Below are 18,452 nucleotides of genomic sequence, written 5' to 3'. Positions count from 1 at the left end.
GATGTCGAACCTTCTCGTAAAGCCGAGCCAGCCGGACGCCCATGGGCGCATCCACTCCGTCACGCCGGCCTCCGCCGGCTGGACCTATGTGGGCTTCGAGGTCTACCGCCTGGGGGCAGGCCAGACCTTAAGCCAGGACACCGGCGACCGGGAGGCCTGCATCGTCATGCTGTCCGGACAGGCGCGCGTCGGCGCCGGAGGTCAGGATTTCGGCGTGATCGGCGGGCGCGCCTCGCCCTTCGAGCCGGACCCGTGGTCTCTCTACGCGCCCGCGCGCTCGTCCTGGACGCTTGCGGCCGAGACCGATTGCGAGATCGGCGTGTGCACGGCGCCCGCCGAGGGCAAGCTTCCGGCCCGCATTATCCGGCCCGATCAGGTCGGCCAGGAGACGCGCGGCAAGGGCACCAACACCCGCCACGTGCGTAACATCCTGCCCGAGACCGAGCCCGCCGAGAGCTTGCTCGTGGTGGAGGTGATCACGCCTTCGGGCAACTGGTCGAGCTATCCGCCGCACAAGCACGACCGGGACGCGCTGCCCAACGAATCCTTCCTGGAAGAGACCTATTATCACCGTCTTAACCCGCCTTCCGGCTTCGCGCTGCAGCGGGTCTACACGGACGACCGATCGCTCGATGAGACGCTCGCGGCGTCCGACGGCGACGTGGTGCTGGTGCCCAAGGGCTATCACCCGGTCGGTGCGCCGCACGGATACGATTTATACTATCTCAACGTGATGGCGGGCCCGAAGCGGATCTGGAAGTTTCACAACGATCCGGCCCATGCCTGGATGGTGGCCTGATCGACGAGAGGCCATGGAAGCTTCTCGCGCCGCCGGCGTCTGCGTCTTGCGGCCGCCGCGCCTCGTGGCCTAAAGGGATTCCCGAGAGGATCGCGGGCCCGCGATCCCGTCACGTCCGGCGTTTCATGACCCTGCCCGACATCGCCACGCGCCTGTTCAAGTCCGTTCTCGCCCTCGTGGGGGCGATTGCGATGGACTACGCCTTTCTTCAGGGCCGCATGACCCGGCAGGCGGTTGCAGGCTTCGAGCGCGCGGCGGCCGACGCACCCGTTCTGGTCGACCGCCTTTTGACCAGCATCAGGACCATACGGTTCGACCGCTGATCGCCTTCCGCCCGTCACGCCGTGGAACTTCAGGCTCGGGTCCCGTCTCCTCCGGGGTATGCTTTCGGGAGGGCTACGGCCTTCCGCCATCTGCGAATGCTGGGCTTTCGGCGCCGCCTTAACTTTTGACGTCACGACGGGCCCGTTGCCGGGATGCGAGGCAGCCTATAACTCTTCCCCAACGACAACCGGGAGGACATCAACCGCCATGCCGCAGCGATCCCGATCCGCGCGCCCCATCATCGACCGGCCGCATGTGCGCCGCATGGCGATCTTCGTCCTGGCCGTGACCGCGGGCGCCCTTGCCACCTACGGCTATCGGTTCTGGTGGCTGCAGTAGTTTTCAGGACCTTCCGTAGATGACTCCCTAGCGTCGATGGAAAGCCGCGCCGTGCATCCAAAGTCTAAGGGGGCTTTCGTTGCGGTGCACGACAACCGCCTTGCCGCGCTTTCATAGTACCATAAGATGATTGCATGGGAGTTCGAACCGCACACCGGGCCGTCGTCGATGCCATAGCCTCCGACATCGCTGCCGGGCGCTATCGGCCGGGTGACACCTTGCCGGTGGAACAGGACCTGTGCGCCGCGTTCTCGGTCAGCCGCACGACGATCCGCGAGGCGCTGAAAACGTTGAGCGCCAAGGGGATCGTGTCCGTGAGACCCAAGACGGGCACCCGCATCCTGCCGCGCGAATGCTGGAGCCTGCTGGATCCCGACGTGTTCGCCTGGCGCATGTCCGGCATCGTGGACGACGAGCTGATCCACGATCTCATCGACACCCGCTTCGTCATCGAGCCCGAGGCGGCGGCGCTGGCCGCCAAGCGTGCCACGCCGGACGACCGCGCGGCCCTTCAGGCGGCCTTCGATGCCATGACGACGGCGGCCTACGGCGAGGGCAGCTACGTCGACGCCGACCTGCAGTTCCATACGCGCCTGCTCCACGCGACCCACAACCAGTTCCTGATGCAGCTCGTGCCGGTCATCGCCAACATGCTGCGCTTCTCCTTCAGCCTGTCGATCCTGTCCCGCGCCACGGCCATCGCATCCCTGCCCCTGCACGAGGCGATGCTGTCCGCCGTGATGCGGGGCGAACCGGCGGCAGCCCGCGAGGCCACCCGGGTGCTCATCGGCAGCGCCGAGGTCGACATCCGGAACCGGACCGGGTCCCTGTCCGACAACGTCCACGCATGGGAGGCTTGATGGCTCGCGGGATCGATTGGTTCTTCAAGGCCCTGGAGGCTTTGCTCGTCCTTCTCCTGGCCGCCATGGTGGTCATGGTCTTCGGCAACGTGGTGCTGCGCTATCTGTTCGATACGGGCATCGACGTCTCCGAGGAGCTGTCGCGCTATTTCTTCGTGTGGCTCACCTTCATCGGCGCTGTGGTGGTGGCACGGGAGAACGCGCATCTGGGCGTGGAAACCCTCGTGGTGCGCTTCGGTGACCGGGGCCGCAAGGTCTGCATGGTGCTCTCCGACATCTTCATCGTCATCTGCTGCGCCGTGTTCTTCTGGGGCACCTGGCAGCAGGCGGAGATCAACGCCACGAACTACGCGCCCATCACCGAGATTTCCATGCTGTGGGTCTACGGGGTCGGGTACTTCACCAGCATCGGACTCGGTCTCATGGCGGTGCTGCGCATCCTGCGGGTCCTGACGGGACGCCTCACCGAGAGGGAGCTCAACGCCTTCGCGGGCCAGTACGACGAGGAAACCGCCGCCATCAAGGAGCGGCTCGAATGACCATCATCGTCTTCCTGTTCTCCCTCCTGGGCGCCATGGCGCTCGGCATGCCCATCGCCTTCGCGCTCATCGTCTGCGCGCTCGCCCTCATGATCTGGCTCGGCAATTTCGACAGCCAGATCGTGGCCCAGAACCTGATCATCGGCGCCGACAACTTCCAGCTCCTGGCCGTGCCATTCTTCATCCTGGCCGGGGAGCTCATGAATGTGGGCGGGCTTTCCAAGCGCATCGTCGCCTTCGCGCTTGCCTGCCTCGGACACTTCCGGGGCGGCCTCGGCTACGTGGCGATCGCGGCGGCCCTGATCCTGGCGGCCCTATCGGGCTCGGCGGCGGCCGACACGGCGGCGCTGGCCGCGATCCTGATCCCGATGATGCGAAATGCCGGCTACGACCTCCCGCGCTCCGCCGGCCTGATCGCGGCGGGCGGCATCATCGCGCCCGTCATCCCGCCTTCCATCGGGTTCATCGTGTTCGGCGTCGCCGCCAACGTGTCGATCTCGCAGCTCTTCCTGGCCGGCGTCTTTCCGGGCCTCCTGATGGGCCTGTCCCTCGTGGTGGCGTGGGCCATCGTCAGCCGCCGCGACAAGGTCGCGACCCTGCCCCGCGCCACCATGAAAGAGCGCGGCAAGGCCTTCGTGGACGGCTTCTTCGCCCTGCTCATGCCCGTCATGATCCTGGGCGGCATCAAATGGGGCATCGTGACGCCCACCGAGGCCGCCGTGCTGGCCGCCGTCTACGCGCTGCTGGTGGGCATGTTCATCTACCGCGAGCTGAAGATCTCCATGCTCTACGGCGTCTTCCTGGCCGCGGCCAAGACCACAGCCGTGGTGATGTTCCTGGTGGCGGCCGCCCTGGTCTCGGCGTGGCTCATCACCCAGGCCAACATTCCGGCCGAGGTGAGCGGGCTCATCGAACCGCTGCTCGAGCACAAGACTCTCCTGATGTTCGCGCTGATGTTCCTGGTGCTCATCGTCGGAACGGCCCTCGACTTCACGCCGACCGTACTGATCCTGACGCCGGTGCTCATGCCCATCGTCAAGCAGGCCGGGATCGACCCGGTCTATTTCGGGGTGCTGTTCATCATGAACAATGCCATCGGGCTCATCACGCCTCCCGTGGGCATCGTGCTCAACGTGGTGAGCGGGGTCGCCCGCGTGCCGATGGGCGCCGTCATCCGGGGTGTCAATCCGTTTCTGATCGCCCAGACGATCGTGCTCTTCCTGCTCATCATCTTCCCCGAACTCGTAACGGTGCCGCTGGCCTTTTTGCGAGGACGATGAGGATGAGCCGGTTGCCAAGGAGCCAACAGAGTACCAACGACCAAAACTGGAGAGGAACCACCATGAAAGCACTCAAGTTCACCCTCGCGGCCGCGACGGCCGCAGCCGCCCTCACGGCCCTGCCGGCCATGGCCCAGTTCCAGGAGCGCAACATCCGCATCTCGAACGGCGTGAACGAGGACCATCCCAACGGCAAGGGCGTCCAGGTCTTCCGGGCCTGCCTCGCGGAGAAGTCCGGCGGCAAAATGAAGGTACAGGGCTTCTGGGGCGGCGCCCTCGGCGGCGACCTTCAGGCCACCCAGGCCCTGCGCTCCGGCACCCAGGAGATGGTGGTGACGTCCTCGTCGCCCCTGATCGGCATCCTGCCGGAACTCGGCGTGTTCGACCTGCCCTTCCTGTTCACCAACGAGAAAGAGGCCGACACGGTTCTCGACGGCTCCTTCGGCAAGCACATCAGCGACAAGCTCCAGACCGTCGGGCTCGTCAACATCGCGTATTGGGAGAACGGCTTCCGCAATATGACGAACTCGCGCCGTCCCATCGACAAATGGGAAGACTTCAAGGGCATGAAGGTGCGCGTCATGCAGAACAACGTGTTCCTCGACACCTTCAAAAACATGGGCGCCAACGCGGTGCCGATGGCCTTCGGCGAGGTGTTCACGGCCCTGGAGACCAAGGCCATCGACGGGCAGGAGAATCCCTTCGTGACCATCGACACCTCGAAGTTCTACGAGGTGCAGAAATACCTCTCGGTCACCAAGCACGCCTACACGCCGTTCCTCGTCCTCTATTCCAAGAAGCTGTGGGATGGACTCTCGGCCGATGAGCAGAAGGCCCTGACGGATTGCGCCGTGCTGGGACGCGACGAGCAGCGGAAGCTGGGACGCGAATTGTCCGCCAAGTCGCTCGCCACCATCAAGGGTGGCGGCACCATCGTCAACGAGCTTAACGCGCAGGAGCAGGAGCGCATGCGCGAGCAGGCCAAGCCGGTCTGGGAAAAGCACGCGCCGACCATTGGGGCGGAAACCGTCAAGCTGATTCAGGACGAGATCGGCAAGATGCGCAAGACGAACTGAACCTTCGACGCATGCCCGCGCCCCGGACGTTTGCGGGGCGCGGCTTTTTTCCATCCCTCAAGGTCCTCGCGATTCCATGAAGATCACTGCCGTTGAAACCATCCGTCTGACGGAGTTTTCCAACATCATCTGGATCCGTCTTCACACGGACGAGGGCTTGGTGGGATTGGGTGAAACCTTCATGGGGGCCGAGGCCGTCGAGGCCTATCTGCACGAGACGGCGGCGGTCAAATTGCTGGGACACGATCCCCTGCGGATCGAGGGCATCAACCGCGATCTCCAAAATTACCTCGGCTGGCGATCCGCCGGCGTGGAGACCCGGGGCAACTCCGCCATCGACATTGCCCTCTGGGACCTGTTCGGCAAGGCGCATGGCAGGCCCGTCTGCGACATGTTGGGCGGTCGCTCCCGGGACAAGATCCGCGTCTACAACACCTGCGCGGGCTATCGCTACATCCGTGACAGCCGCGCCCAGAAGGTGGCGAACTGGGGCACGGGCGAGACCGGCGGTCCTTACGAGGATCTCGACGGCTTCCTGTACCGCGCCGACGAGCTGGCGCATTCTCTGCTGGAGCAGGGCATCACCGGCATGAAGATCTGGCCCTTCGACATGGCGGCCGAGCGCACCCACGGCTACGACATCTCACCCGCGGAGTTGCGCCACGCGCTGGAGCCCTTCGCCAAGATCAGGAAGGCGGTGGGCGACCGCATGGACATCATGGTCGAGTTCCACTCCCTGTGGAGCCTGCCCATGGCCAAGAAGCTCGCTCATGCGCTGGCGGATTACGACACCTACTGGCACGAGGACCCGTTCCGCCTCGACAATGTGGGCGACCTCAAGGATTACGCGCAGCACTCCAAAGCCTGGGTCTGCGCCTCGGAAACCCTGTCCTATACCCACGCCTTCCGGGAATATCTGGAGACGGGCGCGGCGGGCGTGGCCATGCTGGACCTGTCCTGGTGCGGCGGCCTCACGGAAGCGCGCAAGATCGCCGCCCTGGCGGAGGCCTGGCACGTGCCCGTGGCGCCGCACGATTGCACCGGCCCCGTGGTCTATGCGGCGTCCTGCCATTTCTCGCTGCACGCCCGCAATGCACTGATCCAGGAGAGCGTGCGCGCCTTCTACACGGGCTGGTACACGGAGCTCGTCACGGATCTTCCCGTCGTCACGAATGGCGAGGTGACGGTGAACATGCAGCCGGGCTTAGGCATCGAACTGCTGCCAGGGCTGACGGAACGCCCCGACGCCATCGTGCGCGTGTCGCAGATGACGTGAGGGGCATGTCTATCCTCCCCACAGATATCGGGCCTGCCCGATATCTGCATCCAAGTGCGCAAGTCGGAAACATCCGACTTGCGCCGGGGGAGGATCGGCCAATGGCCGAGGTGGGGTGGGAAACACGACATCTCAGAGCGTAGCGTTTCCCACCCCATCCCGCCGCTTCGCGGCGACCTTCCCCCTCAAGGGGAAGGTGAGTGGCCGCATTGCTCACCCCCGACCAATGAACGGCATCTTGGTGGCCATCACGGTGAGGAACTGCACGTTCGCGTCGAGCGGCAAGCTCGCCATATAGACCACCGCGTCGGCCACGTGCCGCACGTCCATGGTCGGCTCGGGCCGGAGGGAACCGTCGGCCTGGGGCACGCCCTTGGACATCTTCTCGGTCATGTTCGTGGCGGCGTTGCCGATGTCGATCTGTCCGCAGGCGATGTCATAGGCGCGCCCGTCGAGGGAGGTCGATTTGGTCAGGCCCGTGATGGCGTGCTTGGTGGCCGTGTAAGGCGCCGAGAAGGGACGTGGCGCATGCGACGAGACCGAGCCGTTATTGATGATCCGCCCGCCGCGCGGGTTCTGGTCCTTCATGATCCGGAAAGCCTCCTGGGTGCACAGGAACGCTCCGGTGAGGTTCGTGTCCACCACAGCCTTCCACTGCTCGTAGGGAATATCCTCCAGGGGCACCGCCGGGGCGCCGACACCCGCGTTGTTGAACAGCAGGTCGAGACGTCCGAACGTTTTCCTTACCCCGGCGAACATGGCCCGCACCGAGGCCGGATCCGTGATGTCTGCCGTCGCCACGTGGGTCCTGGCCTGCGGGTGTTCCGCCGCCGACTGGTCCAGCGGTTCGCGCCGCCGTCCGGCCAGCACGACCGCGTAGCCCGCCTCGATCAACCCATGGGCGACGGCCTTGCCGATCCCCGTTCCGGCGCCCGTGACGAGCGCAACCTTCTGTACAGCTTCCATGGATGGTGTCCTCGATGATGGGCCAGTCTTGCGCGATCAGGCGACCCAGGTTCCGCCCAGTTCGTCGTCGATGTGGGCACGCACGATCTCCTCGAACGACCGCTCGGCCGTGAAACCGAGGGTTTCGGCCCGCCGCGCGTCGAACCGGCGCGGCCAGCCCGACACCATGCGCATGATCGCCGGATCGGGCTCGCGCCGGATACGCCCCGCGACGCCCTCCCCGGCCACCCGGCGCAAGGTCTCGATCTGCTCCGCCACGGTGACGGAGACGGATGGCATGGTGAGGCTGCGCCTGGGCCCCAGGGCCTCGCCGTCGAGGGTGGCCGCATGGATCAGGAAGTTGACCGCCGAACGGGGCGATGCATGCGCGTGGCGCACATCCTCCGGCACGGGCAGAATCGCGTCCTGGCCGTTGAGCGGCTCGCGGATGATGTTGGAGAAGAAGCCTGACGCCGCCTTGTTGGGCTTACCCGGCCGCACGCAGATCGTCGGAAGGCGGATGCCGACCCCGTCGAAGAAGCCGCGCCGGGTGTAGTCGGCCAGCAGCAGCTCGCCGATGGCCTTCTGGGTGCCGTAGCTCGTGAGCGGCGTGAGGAAGAACTCGTCGCCGATGGCCTCAGGATAGGGCGCGCCGAACACCGCGATGGAGGACGTGAACACGACCCTGGGCTTGTACCCGTCACCGATCCGGCGGATCGCTTCGAACAGGTCGCGCGTTCCGTCGAGGTTGATGCGATAGCCTTTGTCGAAGTCCGCTTCAGCCTCCCCGGACACGATGGCGGCCAAGTGGAAGATCACGTCCGGGCGGCTGGCCACCAACGCATCGGCAGCACCCGGGACGGCAAAGTCGGAGATCAGGGTCTCGACCGGGAATTCGGCGCCCGCTGGCGCCTGCGGCTCGACCACGTCATGGAGGGTGAGATGCCCCACAGGACGACCACCCAGCGCGCCGTCGCGCGCCAGACGCTCGGCGAGCTTGCGCCCGACCATGCCGCCGCCGCCGAGAATCAGAATCCGCATGCCCGCTCACTCCGCCAGATGGGTCCGCCGCCTTTCTAGAGCATCCTCGCCCTGATCCGACAGGCCCGAACCCTCTTCCACAGGCTAGGCCCTTAGTATACTGCCATGGGGCGAGCCGGTTCGCATCGGGCCTGTTCGCTTCGGACCATGGGAGCGCGGGGTTCATGATCGTCGATGCCCATCAGCATTTCTGGTCCCTCGGCGCACCGTATTTCGACTGGCCGACACCCGATCTCGCCGCGATCTACCGGGATTATGATCCCGCCGACCTGGATGCCCTGATCCGGCCCGCGGATGTGGACAAGACCATCCTGGTGCAGGTGGCGCCCCGCACGGAGGAAACGACGGTCTTCCTCGACCTCGCGGCGCGCACGGATTTCGTCGCGGGCGTCGTGGGCTGGGTGGATCTCGATGGAGACGCAGACCGAGAGACGCTGCAGCGTTTCGCAGTTCATCCGAAATTTCGGGGCGTGCGGCCGATGCTTCAGGCGATCCCGGACGTGGACTGGATCCTGCGCCCCGGACTCGAGCCCATGCTGGCCGAGGTGCAACGCCTGGGGCTGACCTTCGATGCCCTGGTGAAGCCGCCTCATCTCGACGCCCTGACCACCTTCATCGATCGTCATCCGAACCTAGCCGTCGTGGTGGATCACGGAGCCAAGCCCGAGATCGCGCGGGGCCGGGAGGGCTTCGACGTCTGGGCGCCGAAGATCACCGCGATCGCCGAGCGCCCACAGGTTCATTGCAAGCTGTCCGGCCTCCTGACGGAGGCGGGGACCCGCACCGGCGCGGAGGACCTGCGCCCCTTCGTCGAGCACCTCGTTGCCTGCTTCGAGCCGAGACGCCTGATGTGGGGATCGGACTGGCCCGTGGTGGAACTCGCCGCTCCGTACGGAGGCTGGCTCGATCAGGCCAAGGCCCTAGTCGCAAGGCTGTCCAGGGACGAGCAGGCCTGTATTCTGGGCGGAACCGCCCGCCGGTTCTATCGGATCTGACGGCACAGGAGATCATGAATCATGGGCAAGCGCCTGGAAGGAAAATCCGCCATCGTCACGGCCGCCGCGCAAGGGATGGGTCAGGCCGCAGTTCTGGCGCTTTCCCGCGAGGGAGCGGAGGTGGTCGCAACCGACATCAACGCCGAGGCCCTCAAGATGCTCGATGGGCGCCCTGGGGTCAAAACCCGAGTCCTCGACGTGCGCGACAGCGGCGCCGTTCAGGCCTTCGCGGCCGAGCAGCCAGCGCCCGGTATCCTCTTCAACTGCGCCGGGATGGTTCATAACGGCACGATCCTCGACTGCGACGAGGCCGGATGGGACCTGTCCTTCGACCTCAACGCCAAGTCCATGTACAGGATGATCCGTGCCCTCCTGCCGGGCATGCTGGAGAAGGGCGGTGGCTCGATCATCAACATGTCGTCGGTGGCCTCCTCCCAGATCGGCGTGCCGAACCGTTTCGCCTACGGGGCCTCCAAGGCGGCCGTGATCGGGCTGACCAAATCCGTCGCGGCGGATTTTGTCACCAAGGGCATCCGCGTCAACGCCATCTGCCCCGGCACCGTGGACAGCCCGTCCCTCCAGGACCGGATGCGGGCCGGCGGCACCTACGAGGCCACCCGCAAGGCCTTCATCGAGCGCCAGCCGATGGGACGCCTCGGAACGCCCGAGGAGGTGGCCGAACTGGTCGTCTACCTCGCCTCCGACGAATCCTCCTTCATGACCGGACAGGCCATCGTCATCGACGGCGGCTGGACGACCTTTTGAACCCTGCCATCCAAGGACCCTGCCATGAACCGTCGTCGCATCGGCGAGACCTCCCTCGAAGTCACCGAGATCAGCTTTGGCGGCGCCGCCATCGGCGGGCTCTACCGCGCGGTGGACCGCGACAGCGCCGAGGCGACCTTCAACCTCGCCTGGGATGCGGGCATCCGCTACTTCGACACGGCGCCGTTCTACGGGTTCGGCCTGTCCGAGCGCCGCATGGGCGACGGCCTTCGCGGCAAGCCACGTGATTCCTACGTTCTGTCCACCAAGGTCGGGCGTCTCCTCCGGCCCGTACCGGAGGACCAGATCCCCGACTACAGCTACGTGGACCCGCTGCCCTTCACGGTGGATTACGACTACAGCTACGACGGCATCATGCGGTCCTTCGAGTTCAGCCATGCGCGCCTTGGCCTGAACAAGATCGACATCCTGTTCGTGCACGATATCGGCGCCTACACGCACGGCGAGGAGGCCAACGCCAAGCACTTCAAGGACCTGATGGACAGCGGCCTCAGGGCCCTGGAGGAACTCAAGAGTTCGGGCGCCATCTCGGCCTTCGGCCTGGGCGTCAACGAGGTGCAGGTCTGCCTCGACGTGATGGAACGCGCCTCCATCGACTGCATCCTGCTGGCGGGCCGCTATACGCTCCTGGACCGCGACGCGACGCGCACGCTCCTGCCCCTGTGCGAGCGGACGAAGACCTCCCTCGTGGTGGGCGGCGTGTTCAATTCCGGCATCCTGGCCACCGGGCCCGTGCCAGGGTCCCACTTCGATTACGGCCCGGCGAGCCCCGACATCCTCGACCGCGTCGGCCGCATGGAGGGGATCGCGAAGGAGAACGGCATCCCGCTCGCCGCCGCGGCACTCGAATTTCCCCTGCGCAACCCGAACGTGGCGACCGTGCTCATCGGCACCGCGAAGCCCTCGAGCCTCCAGCGCAATCTCGACATTCTCGGAACGCCCGTTCCCGACGAGGCCTGGGCGGCGTTCGACGCCCAGGCGATCAACACCTGAGGAGCCTATCATGCTGCGTGGCATTCATCCGATCCTCGGCCCGGATCTTCTGCACGCTCTGCGAAGCCTCGGACACGGCGACGAGGTCGTGATCGCGGACGCGAATTTTCCGGTTCATTCCATGGGTCCGCGCGTGGTGCGGCTCGACGGGGTCGACGCCGTGACGGTGGCGGACGCGATCCTGACCCACCTACCCCTCGACACCTTCGTGGACCAGGCCGCCTTCCGCATGGAGGTGGTGGGCGACCCGAAGGCGGTCCCGCCGATTTGCGAGACCTTCGCGGATCTCGTGCGCAGCCTTGCGGGAACGTTCGAGATCACACCCCTGGAACGCTTCGCATTCTACGAGCGCGCAAAGCAGGCCTCTCTCATCGTCGCCACGGGAGAGCGGCGCCTCTACGGCAACCTCATCCTCAAGACCGGCGTGCTGGCACCGGAATAACACTTCCCAGGGAGAACGCCATGAAGGCCGTGATCTGTCAGGAGCCGGGTCGTCTCGAGGTTGTGGACCGCCCCGGTCCGGGCGCGCCTCCGGAGGGGTTCGCGACCGTTGATATCCGCCATGTGGGCATCTGCGGCACCGACTATCACATCTTCGAGGGAAAGCACCCCTTCCTCGAATACCCGCGCATCATGGGGCACGAATTGTCGGGCGTGGTCGCCGCGTCCGGTTCGGGCACCAGCCTGCGGCCCGGAACGCCCGTCATCGTCAACCCCTACCTGGCCTGCGGCACCTGCGTGGCGTGCCGGAAGGCCAAGCCGAATTGCTGCACCCGTATCCAAGTTCTCGGTGTCCACACGGACGGGGGCATGTGCGAGCGCATCGTGGTCCCGGAAGGCAACCTCTATCCGGCGGAAGGCCTGTCCCTTCGCGATGCCGCCATGGTGGAGTTCCTAGCCATCGGGGCTCATGCGGTCCGCCGCTCCCTGGCGCCCGCGGGGTCCCGCGCCCTCGTCGTGGGGATCGGTCCCATCGGGCTCGGCACGGCAATCTTCGCCCGCATCGCGGGTCATGACGTGACGCTTCTGGACACCAGCGCCGAGCGCCTGGCCTTCGCGGACGAACGGCTCTGGTTCGGGGTCGGTGTCAGGGCCGGGGAAGGGGCGAATGCCGCTCTCATGGCCCTGAGCGACGGTGACGGTTTCGACGTGGTGTTCGACGCCACCGGACATGCGGGCTCCATCCGGAACGGCTTTGCCCTCGTGGCGCACGGAGGCGCCTACGTGCTGGTGAGCGTCGTGAAGGACGACATCGCGTTCTCGGATCCGGAGTTCCACAAGCGCGAGATGATGCTCATCGGCAGCCGCAACGCGGGACGCGCGGATTTCGAGCACGTGATCGCGTCCATCCGGTCCGGGCTGGTGCCTCTGGACGCACTGGCGACCCACACGACGTCTCTGGATGAGGCTCCGGCTGCCCTGGCGCGCTGGTCCCGCGACAAGAGCGGCCTGATCAAGGCCATCGTGGCGGTCTGACCGCCGCCGCGTGCGCCGCGACCTAGGACGCTTGGCCGGCCAGGATATCCAGGCGCTGGAGTTCGGGCGGATCGACGAAAAGCTCCGGCGCCCGCTGAACCAGGGCGACGATCGCCGGCCCCTCCAGATAGGAATCGCGGGTAGCCTCATCCGGGAAAGCTGCGAAAACCGCGAAGCTGTTGCGGTCGAACCGAACCACGTACCATGTCGCCGCACTCGTCGCCCTGCTGGAGGCCGGGAAGGCCGTGCGCAGGAAGTCCTCGACCTGCTCCTCCCGTCCGGGCTGGGCTTCAAGGGACACGTAGAGGGCAAGCTTAGTCATCGAAACATCTCCGGCGGGTCGAACGACAAGGAAGCTAGTCGCCGCGCTCGAGCTGTCCAGACAGCAAACCTGTGGGCCGTCTCACTATAGCGGCCGCAACTGTTGAGGATCGCAAGACTTTAGACTTGGGCTTCCGGCAGCCGGAAGTCCACTAAGCCAGAATAGTCTGAGCGGGAGAGAATTCGCGCAGTCTAAATTAAAGCCTCCGCATTGCATGTGATTCGCCGCACCGGCGGAATCGGACAACGCTCCATGACCGACAGCCCACGCCTTCTGACGCGTTTCCAAGCAGCCCGTTACTGCGGCCTCTCCCCGTCGGGATTCGGCAAATGGGTGGCGGCGGGTCGGCTTCCGCGGGCGATCCCAGGAACGCGGCGATGGGACAGGCACGCCGTGGACGCGGCCCTCGACCGGATCATGGCCCAGCAGGTCGAGTTGGCCCACAAGGAAAACCGGATCCCGCTGTCGACACAAGAGGATGAGCGGCTGGAGGTGTCCGAGCCCGATGCGGACGAGATGGATTTCGAGCGCTGGCTTCACAGCGAACGCTCCGAGGGTGGCGTCAATGGCCATGCGGTGCCGCCGGGGCCGGGCCCCGATCCCATGGGCGCCCCGCTGCATCCCTTGAGCCCGTTTTCCCTCATGCGCGCGCTGCGGCGCAAAGCCTAGGCGACGGGAAACGCGCGCTCCTTCTCCCGTTGTTCTGGATCAGCTAAGCTTGGGCTCGGTTCCGGAGGCCAGGCATGTATGCCCTCTTTGTCATCGCCACGACGGTCGTGCTGCCCATCCTGTCCACCGCGGCCGAAGCCGTGTTCCGCCCAGACACCTCGCTGCTCTTTCTTCTCGGAAAGTGGTTCGTGGTTTGGGCTGTCGGAGTCCGCCTGTTTCTGGCTGGTTTGCGGCAGGCGACGCAGCCCGGCTTCACCGCGTCCGAGATCCTGGGCATAAAGGCCCCAGGCGCCGAGACGGTCGTGTCCGAACTGGGCTTCGCCAATCTGTCACTCGGTCTCGTCGGTCTTCTCAGCCTTCTGTGGCCCGAATGGACCGCGCCGGCCGCCCTGGCCGGAGGAATGTTTCTCGGACTGGATGGCGTTCAGCACGCGAGACGTGGGGGACGAAACGCGAAGGAGACCATCGCCATGGCCACGGACCTGTTCGTCGCCGCGGTTCTCGCCGTCTCCTTCCTGGCATGGCTCATCGGGCGAGATGGCGCCGCATGAAATCGCCCGCGCTGGTCAGCGCCTGGCGGCCCGGTTCCAGGCGCGCATTCCACAAGGACCACGCATGGATCATGTGGGGCCACACCTCCAGGGTCACGGCGACATCCGCAGCGCCGGCCGCTGCAGCCATGCGCGTGGCGTCCGCGAGCAGAGTCTCGGCCGAGCCCACCTGGATCAGAAGCGGCGGCAGGCCGCCCGGATCGGCGAAGAGGGGCGACACGCGCGGATCGGCGCGGTCGATGTGCCCCCCCAGATAGGCCTCCGCCAATTCGCCGAGATAGCCCTTGTGAATGATCGGATCGACAGGATCCTTGCTCGTGAGGGTGTCGCCCGACAGGGTAAGGTCGGTCCAGGGCGAGATGAGCCAGGCGCAGGCGGGAAGCGCCTCACCGGCGTCGCGCAGGCGGTTCGTGTGTGCGAGGGTCAGGCCGCCGCCTGCGCTGTCGCCGCCAATCACGATGGACGAGGGCCCGTAGCCTTGCGTCAGCAGGAAGCGCCAAGCGGCCATGGCGTCCTCCTGCGCGGCCGGAAAGGGATGCTCCGGCGCCAAGCGATAGCCCACCGCCAGCGTGCGAATCCCGGCCGCCCGGCCAGCCTCCGTCACGAGGCGCCGGTGACTGAGGATCGAGCCGGAGCAGTAGCCTCCGCCATGGAAATACAGGAGCACGCGCGAGTCGTCGCTCCCGGGCGCGAGAGACCATTCGGCGGAAATGCCGCCCAGGTCCACAGGCTCCAGCGCGATATCCTCCGCCACTGGCCAAGCCGTTCCGATCTCGTCGAGCCGCCGTCGTCGTTCAGCCCATCCCACGGGCCGCGGCTTGGAGCCGAGCATCGCCCTGATCGCGTCGATCTCGCTCAAAGCCAAGCTCCCGGGTTCCTCAGACGACGAAAAAATCCTTGTGGGTCATCTTCAAGTTCGGCTTGAGCGCCGCAATCTGAACCTGCGCGGCGGCACCAGCGCCGTCGCGATCATAATATAAGGCGCCCGTCGACTTGTCGTAGATTACGAAGTCGTTGCCGTCCTGGGCTGTATCGCTCACCGCGAAGGCATCCTTCTTCAGCTTGCCGGGGTCGAACTCGGTGCCTTGACCGAGCTTCTTGAACACCTTGTTGTCGAGCCAGATGCTGTCGAGGCGCACCGAGAAATCCATGACCTTGTCGACATTGCCCCGGCCTGGCCTGGTGTCGAACACGAAAACGTCCCGGCCGCCGCCGCCGTAGAGCGTGTCGCGGCCCTGCTGCCCGTAGAGGATGTCGTGGCCCGCGCCGCCCCGCACGATATCGTTGCCGGCGGATCCGTAGAGCACGTCGTTGCCGGCGCCCAAATGGACGTTCAGGCCCCGGCCGAGTTCGATCCGATCGTCGCCCGGCGTGCCCGCGACGGTCAGGCCGGTCTTCACCGGCGCGGCGCGGATATCGGATACGGTGACGATGACCTGGTCGTTCCCGCCGCCTGCGTCGCCGAAATAGAGGTAGCGTCCGGCGGGAGCCACGGAGGCATTCAGGAGAAGCGTCACCTGACCGCCCTCGCCCAGCGACAAGGCACCGCCCAGGCTCGAAAAGCCGCCGTCGCGCACGTTGAGGGTCGCCTGCGCGGGATCGTAGACGTTGCCCCACGTCGTACCGTCGAGCCAGCTGCGGTTCCAGCTCGCCTCGTCACCGGGCCGGACAGGCTGCAGGAAGCCGGGCTGGAAGACCACGCCGCCGGAGCCGAAGTCGAACACGGCCTCGCCTGCAAGCGACGCCGCCCCGGACGCACTGGACGTGAGGATGGTCGAGAGGCGGACGAAGTCGAGGTCGAAGCCGGATACGGCTCCGGTCCCGCCCGAGATGACCCTGTCGTCGCTGATCGTCACGGCCGCCACGGATGCCAATCCGCTTTGCCACAGATCGACGCGGTAGATCCCCGTCGAGCCGGTTTGTCCCAGATACTGGGCCGCAAGTGTGACAGCTGTCATTCGATCCTCACGAAATGATCCGGACGGGACGCAACCAGCCCAAGCTTAGCAGCCGGGGGGCTTGCTCCGGCAGCGTCTGGACGGGTCGGTGCTGCGCTATTCCTGAGTAGTCCCTTCGCACGAGCTTCGCCGATGTCCGACGCCGCTTGTGGATCCGAGGCCTTTCCGGCTGCCCCCGTCCCCATCGAGCCCTTTGACCATCCTCCGAATGGGGCGGCAGGCGCCTTTGATCGGACAACATCGACTTGCGGCTCCGCCACTAAGGGTGCGTAAGGATCAACCCTAACTGGCACATGACAATCCACTGAAGTGTGAAGTTTTTCACATCACTCCAGGAAACCTCAGGCCAACAAGAGCTGGACGTCGCAAACCTTTCTCTCTGACCGTCGCCGGCACCAACGGCTCGGAACCAAACGGGTAGAAAGGAGTCATCTCAGCACACCTAGGAATTTGTACATGCCCAGTTCTGCCGATTACGATCCCACGCTGCGAGTGGACACTGATCAGACCGTGCGCAAGGAGTTGCCGGTAGCGATCCGGGTCTTCGGCTTGGGGGTCGTGCTTGCGGCACTTGGAACCGCAATTGTCGTTACGCTTCAGTCGGTATGATTTCTGAAGCCTCCCCTTGCCTGCCCCATGTTTCCGTTGCGTTCTGCTCTTTTCGTTCACTCAGAACGAACCGAATCCAGATTGGAGATATCGATGACGGACATCAGCCAGATCAAAGAGCATATGGAAGTTATCGGCGCTGACGGGACCCATGTCGGAACGGTGGACCGCGTCGAGGGCGAGCGCATCAAGCTGACGAAGAAGGACAGCGGCGAGGGCTCTCATAAAGGCCATCACCATTACATCTCGACGGCTCTCGTGGCTGAGATCGAGGGTCAAAAAGTACGACTGTCAGCCAACGGCGATGTGGCAGTCACTTTCGAGGAAGAGAGCGATGGCGGTCAGGCCTGAACGAAATGACGAACGACGCTAAACTAGAAGGCATGGGCACCTCAGTTCTGGCGGTCGATGAGGTAATCATTCCGACCATTATCTAAACCGTCGATGCAGAGTGCGCTCGCCTTGAACGGCCTCAATGTGGCAAGCCATATCGAGTGGCACCCCGTCGACTGTCCGTCGCGGTCGCCGGCAGCAAGACGTTCGGCAACGATGCCAAATGCTCCAGAGTGTCGATTGCGTTAGATCTCAGCCACGATGGCAATATCTGCCTTAACGCTAGCGTCGGGCTTGCATGCACAGACCGGTTCCTGACAGCCCGGACGGCCCACACGCAAGCTACTGCCGTTCGCACCTTCGCTGAACCACCTTCAACGCGCTAAAAGTACTTGTTGACCCGCGCCCGTTAAAGACCGGTACCGAGACTGCATCGGCCCAGGGCTGCCATGAGCCGGAAGGGAAAAATGGCGCACCCGACACGATTCGAACGTGTGACCTTTGCCTTCGGAGGGCAACGCTCTATCCAGCTGAGCTACGGGTGCTTTGAGGCGATAGCCTTGGGGATGTCCTACTCGATCGAGGGCCCAAGAGCAACCTCTCGCGGCCTCAAAACCGCACGGTTCGCGGCAAGGCTTGACCGGGATCCGACAGGGCGACGCGGCTTCCCACGTGGACAACCCAGGTTTCGCGCAGGACTGAAACACCAGATCTCGATCATATTTCGAATCAACACAGCAATATTGTGCAGAGCACGACGATAGGTCATTGCGTTGTATAGACCAGAAATTCCCATATTTTGCAGCATTCATACAAGTTTCAGCTTGTCTTATTCTGGCCTTATTAGCCTCCATGTTGCGCACCCTTGCATAACAACAAGGGAATGCATTTTGGATCAGAACAAGACAACGCTCGCCATGGCTGGATTTTTCTTCGCGGCCGCAGCGACCATTGCCCCTACTCTCGCCAAGGCGGATTCCGCCGCTTCCTCCGGGAAACACGTTCAGAACGGCAAGGCCTCCTGGTACGGGCCCGGCTTTCAAGGCCGCCGCACGGCCAGCGGCGAGAGGTTCGATACCAACGACCTGACGGCAGCGCACCGCACGCTCCCCTTCGGAACGAAGGTAAAGGTCGTCAACAAGCGCACAGGCCGCTCCGTGGTGGTGCGCATCAACGATCGCGGGCCCTACGCCCATGGCCGCGTGATCGATCTATCCCGCGCCTCGGCCCAGGCCATCGGGATCTCCGGGGTCGGCAGCGTCGTCGTCTCGGCCCTTTGAG

At 65.0% G+C, this 18,452-nt stretch carries 22 protein-coding genes and 1 tRNA gene; 17 read left to right on the top strand and 6 right to left on the bottom strand.

Features of this window, described 5'->3' with window-relative positions:
• Position 1 precedes the first annotated feature (1 nt).
• From iolB to ILT42_RS12050, 8 genes are all read left to right on the top strand, one after another.
• Positions 2-799: a 5-deoxy-glucuronate isomerase gene (iolB, locus tag ILT42_RS12080; RefSeq protein ID WP_204215861.1), complete on the top strand. Its 798-nt coding sequence runs from the start codon at positions 2-4 to the stop codon at positions 797-799.
• Positions 800-924: 125 nt separating this feature from the next.
• Entirely contained in the window at positions 925-1,122 is a 198-nt protein-coding gene (locus tag ILT42_RS12075; protein ID WP_204215860.1) for a hypothetical protein, read from the top strand.
• A gap of 208 nt (positions 1,123-1,330) precedes the next feature.
• Positions 1,331-1,462: a hypothetical protein gene (locus tag ILT42_RS23085; protein WP_267874454.1), complete on the top strand. Its 132-nt coding sequence runs from the start codon at positions 1,331-1,333 to the stop codon at positions 1,460-1,462.
• A gap of 134 nt (positions 1,463-1,596) precedes the next feature.
• Complete coding sequence (locus ILT42_RS12070; RefSeq protein ID WP_204215859.1) at positions 1,597-2,322, top strand: FadR/GntR family transcriptional regulator; 726 nt, start codon at positions 1,597-1,599, stop codon at positions 2,320-2,322.
• Positions 2,322-2,861: a TRAP transporter small permease gene (locus tag ILT42_RS12065; RefSeq protein WP_204215858.1), complete on the top strand. Its 540-nt coding sequence runs from the start codon at positions 2,322-2,324 to the stop codon at positions 2,859-2,861. The genes ILT42_RS12070 and ILT42_RS12065 overlap by 1 nt, the downstream gene beginning before the upstream one ends.
• Positions 2,858-4,141: a TRAP transporter large permease subunit gene (locus ILT42_RS12060; RefSeq protein WP_204215857.1), complete on the top strand. Its 1,284-nt coding sequence runs from the start codon at positions 2,858-2,860 to the stop codon at positions 4,139-4,141. The genes ILT42_RS12065 and ILT42_RS12060 overlap by 4 nt, the downstream gene beginning before the upstream one ends.
• A 62-nt stretch (positions 4,142-4,203) precedes the next feature.
• Positions 4,204-5,217 carry a TRAP transporter substrate-binding protein gene (locus ILT42_RS12055; protein WP_204215856.1) on the top strand — a complete coding sequence of 338 codons (1,014 nt, stop codon included), beginning with the start codon at positions 4,204-4,206 and terminating at the stop codon, positions 5,215-5,217.
• A 76-nt stretch (positions 5,218-5,293) separates the two neighbouring features.
• Positions 5,294-6,493, top strand: coding sequence for a mandelate racemase/muconate lactonizing enzyme family protein (locus tag ILT42_RS12050; RefSeq protein ID WP_204215855.1), 1,200 nt, complete (start codon positions 5,294-5,296; stop codon positions 6,491-6,493).
• 213 nt (positions 6,494-6,706) lie between these two features.
• On the opposite strand, the gene ILT42_RS12045 is transcribed toward ILT42_RS12050, so the two are convergent.
• Positions 6,707-7,459 carry an SDR family oxidoreductase gene (locus ILT42_RS12045; RefSeq protein WP_204215854.1) on the bottom strand — a complete coding sequence of 251 codons (753 nt, stop codon included), beginning with the start codon at positions 7,457-7,459 and terminating at the stop codon, positions 6,707-6,709.
• A gap of 36 nt (positions 7,460-7,495) precedes the next feature.
• Positions 7,496-8,479, bottom strand: a complete 984-nt coding sequence (gene denD, locus ILT42_RS12040; RefSeq protein WP_204215853.1) for a D-erythronate dehydrogenase — start codon at positions 8,477-8,479, stop codon at positions 7,496-7,498.
• Between the two features lie 164 nt (positions 8,480-8,643).
• Here denD and ILT42_RS12035 point away from each other — a divergent pair, with 164 nt between their 5' ends.
• The 5 genes from ILT42_RS12035 to ILT42_RS12015 are packed head-to-tail and all read left to right on the top strand — an operon-like array spanning position 8,644 to position 12,729.
• Positions 8,644-9,474, top strand: coding sequence for an amidohydrolase family protein (locus tag ILT42_RS12035; protein ID WP_204215852.1), 831 nt, complete (start codon positions 8,644-8,646; stop codon positions 9,472-9,474).
• Between the two features lie 21 nt (positions 9,475-9,495).
• A complete protein-coding gene (locus tag ILT42_RS12030; RefSeq protein WP_204215851.1) occupies positions 9,496-10,239 on the top strand; it encodes an SDR family oxidoreductase in 744 nt (247 codons plus the stop codon).
• A gap of 24 nt (positions 10,240-10,263) precedes the next feature.
• Positions 10,264-11,253 (top strand): aldo/keto reductase, encoded by a 990-nt coding sequence (locus ILT42_RS12025; RefSeq protein WP_204215850.1) that lies wholly within the window; start codon positions 10,264-10,266, stop codon positions 11,251-11,253.
• A 10-nt stretch (positions 11,254-11,263) separates the two neighbouring features.
• A complete protein-coding gene (locus ILT42_RS12020; protein WP_204215849.1) occupies positions 11,264-11,695 on the top strand; it encodes an RbsD/FucU family protein in 432 nt (143 codons plus the stop codon).
• A gap of 20 nt (positions 11,696-11,715) precedes the next feature.
• Positions 11,716-12,729, top strand: coding sequence for a zinc-binding alcohol dehydrogenase family protein (locus ILT42_RS12015; protein ID WP_204215848.1), 1,014 nt, complete (start codon positions 11,716-11,718; stop codon positions 12,727-12,729).
• Between the two features lie 22 nt (positions 12,730-12,751).
• Here the strand turns inward: ILT42_RS12015 and ILT42_RS12010 are convergent, their stop codons facing one another.
• Positions 12,752-13,051, bottom strand: coding sequence for a putative quinol monooxygenase (locus tag ILT42_RS12010; protein ID WP_204215847.1), 300 nt, complete (start codon positions 13,049-13,051; stop codon positions 12,752-12,754).
• Positions 13,052-13,303: 252 nt separating this feature from the next.
• Between ILT42_RS12010 and ILT42_RS12005 the strand changes: the two genes are divergently transcribed.
• A complete protein-coding gene (locus ILT42_RS12005; protein ID WP_204215846.1) occupies positions 13,304-13,720 on the top strand; it encodes a helix-turn-helix transcriptional regulator in 417 nt (138 codons plus the stop codon).
• A gap of 74 nt (positions 13,721-13,794) precedes the next feature.
• Positions 13,795-14,271, top strand: a complete 477-nt coding sequence (locus ILT42_RS12000; RefSeq protein ID WP_204215845.1) for a DUF6790 family protein — start codon at positions 13,795-13,797, stop codon at positions 14,269-14,271.
• Here the strand turns inward: ILT42_RS12000 and ILT42_RS11995 are convergent.
• Together ILT42_RS11995 and ILT42_RS11990 are read right to left on the bottom strand one after the other, a co-directional pair.
• On the bottom strand, positions 14,246-15,136 hold the full coding sequence (locus ILT42_RS11995) for an alpha/beta hydrolase (protein ID WP_229428614.1): 891 nt from the start codon (positions 15,134-15,136) through the stop codon (positions 14,246-14,248). The two genes, ILT42_RS12000 and ILT42_RS11995, sit on opposite strands and share 26 nt — an antisense overlap.
• Before the next feature lie 13 nt (positions 15,137-15,149).
• Positions 15,150-16,229 (bottom strand): calcium-binding protein, encoded by a 1,080-nt coding sequence (locus ILT42_RS11990; protein ID WP_204215843.1) that lies wholly within the window; start codon positions 16,227-16,229, stop codon positions 15,150-15,152.
• A 702-nt stretch (positions 16,230-16,931) separates the two neighbouring features.
• On the opposite strand from ILT42_RS11990, the gene ILT42_RS11985 reads away from it, so the two are divergent.
• Positions 16,932-17,189 (top strand): DUF2171 domain-containing protein, encoded by a 258-nt coding sequence (locus ILT42_RS11985; RefSeq protein WP_204215842.1) that lies wholly within the window; start codon positions 16,932-16,934, stop codon positions 17,187-17,189.
• Positions 17,190-17,639: 450 nt separating this feature from the next.
• Here the strand turns inward: ILT42_RS11985 and ILT42_RS11980 are convergent.
• Positions 17,640-17,716, bottom strand: a tRNA-Arg gene (locus tag ILT42_RS11980).
• Between the two features lie 372 nt (positions 17,717-18,088).
• Between ILT42_RS11980 and ILT42_RS11975 the strand changes: the two genes are divergently transcribed.
• Positions 18,089-18,451 (top strand): septal ring lytic transglycosylase RlpA family protein, encoded by a 363-nt coding sequence (locus ILT42_RS11975; RefSeq protein WP_407664574.1) that lies wholly within the window; start codon positions 18,089-18,091, stop codon positions 18,449-18,451.
• Position 18,452 lies beyond the last annotated feature (1 nt).

Source organism: Microvirga pudoricolor, from assembly GCF_016892705.1.
GTDB lineage: Bacteria > Pseudomonadota > Alphaproteobacteria > Rhizobiales > Beijerinckiaceae > Microvirga > Microvirga pudoricolor.
This window is presented reverse-complemented; position numbering and strand designations above follow the sequence as displayed.

What these genes read in the sequence shown, in the direction of transcription:
- iolB (WP_204215861.1), top strand. Translation starts at nt 2, where the DNA reads ATGTCGAACCTTCTCGTAAAGCCGAGCCAGCCGGACGCCCATGGGCGC.
- ILT42_RS12075 (WP_204215860.1), top strand. Translation starts at nt 925, where the DNA reads ATGACCCTGCCCGACATCGCCACGCGCCTGTTCAAGTCCGTTCTCGCC.
- ILT42_RS23085 (WP_267874454.1), top strand. Translation starts at nt 1,331, where the DNA reads ATGCCGCAGCGATCCCGATCCGCGCGCCCCATCATCGACCGGCCGCAT.
- ILT42_RS12070 (WP_204215859.1), top strand. Translation starts at nt 1,597, where the DNA reads ATGGGAGTTCGAACCGCACACCGGGCCGTCGTCGATGCCATAGCCTCC.
- ILT42_RS12065 (WP_204215858.1), top strand. Translation starts at nt 2,322, where the DNA reads ATGGCTCGCGGGATCGATTGGTTCTTCAAGGCCCTGGAGGCTTTGCTC.
- ILT42_RS12060 (WP_204215857.1), top strand. Translation starts at nt 2,858, where the DNA reads ATGACCATCATCGTCTTCCTGTTCTCCCTCCTGGGCGCCATGGCGCTC.
- ILT42_RS12055 (WP_204215856.1), top strand. Translation starts at nt 4,204, where the DNA reads ATGAAAGCACTCAAGTTCACCCTCGCGGCCGCGACGGCCGCAGCCGCC.
- ILT42_RS12050 (WP_204215855.1), top strand. Translation starts at nt 5,294, where the DNA reads ATGAAGATCACTGCCGTTGAAACCATCCGTCTGACGGAGTTTTCCAAC.
- ILT42_RS12045 (WP_204215854.1), bottom strand. Translation starts at nt 7,459, where the DNA reads ATGGAAGCTGTACAGAAGGTTGCGCTCGTCACGGGCGCCGGAACGGGG.
- denD (WP_204215853.1), bottom strand. Translation starts at nt 8,479, where the DNA reads ATGCGGATTCTGATTCTCGGCGGCGGCGGCATGGTCGGGCGCAAGCTC.
- ILT42_RS12035 (WP_204215852.1), top strand. Translation starts at nt 8,644, where the DNA reads ATGATCGTCGATGCCCATCAGCATTTCTGGTCCCTCGGCGCACCGTAT.
- ILT42_RS12030 (WP_204215851.1), top strand. Translation starts at nt 9,496, where the DNA reads ATGGGCAAGCGCCTGGAAGGAAAATCCGCCATCGTCACGGCCGCCGCG.
- ILT42_RS12025 (WP_204215850.1), top strand. Translation starts at nt 10,264, where the DNA reads ATGAACCGTCGTCGCATCGGCGAGACCTCCCTCGAAGTCACCGAGATC.
- ILT42_RS12020 (WP_204215849.1), top strand. Translation starts at nt 11,264, where the DNA reads ATGCTGCGTGGCATTCATCCGATCCTCGGCCCGGATCTTCTGCACGCT.
- ILT42_RS12015 (WP_204215848.1), top strand. Translation starts at nt 11,716, where the DNA reads ATGAAGGCCGTGATCTGTCAGGAGCCGGGTCGTCTCGAGGTTGTGGAC.
- ILT42_RS12010 (WP_204215847.1), bottom strand. Translation starts at nt 13,051, where the DNA reads ATGACTAAGCTTGCCCTCTACGTGTCCCTTGAAGCCCAGCCCGGACGG.
- ILT42_RS12005 (WP_204215846.1), top strand. Translation starts at nt 13,304, where the DNA reads ATGACCGACAGCCCACGCCTTCTGACGCGTTTCCAAGCAGCCCGTTAC.
- ILT42_RS12000 (WP_204215845.1), top strand. Translation starts at nt 13,795, where the DNA reads ATGTATGCCCTCTTTGTCATCGCCACGACGGTCGTGCTGCCCATCCTG.
- ILT42_RS11990 (WP_204215843.1), bottom strand. Translation starts at nt 16,229, where the DNA reads ATGACAGCTGTCACACTTGCGGCCCAGTATCTGGGACAAACCGGCTCG.
- ILT42_RS11985 (WP_204215842.1), top strand. Translation starts at nt 16,932, where the DNA reads ATGACGGACATCAGCCAGATCAAAGAGCATATGGAAGTTATCGGCGCT.
- ILT42_RS11975 (WP_407664574.1), top strand. Translation starts at nt 18,089, where the DNA reads ATGGCTGGATTTTTCTTCGCGGCCGCAGCGACCATTGCCCCTACTCTC.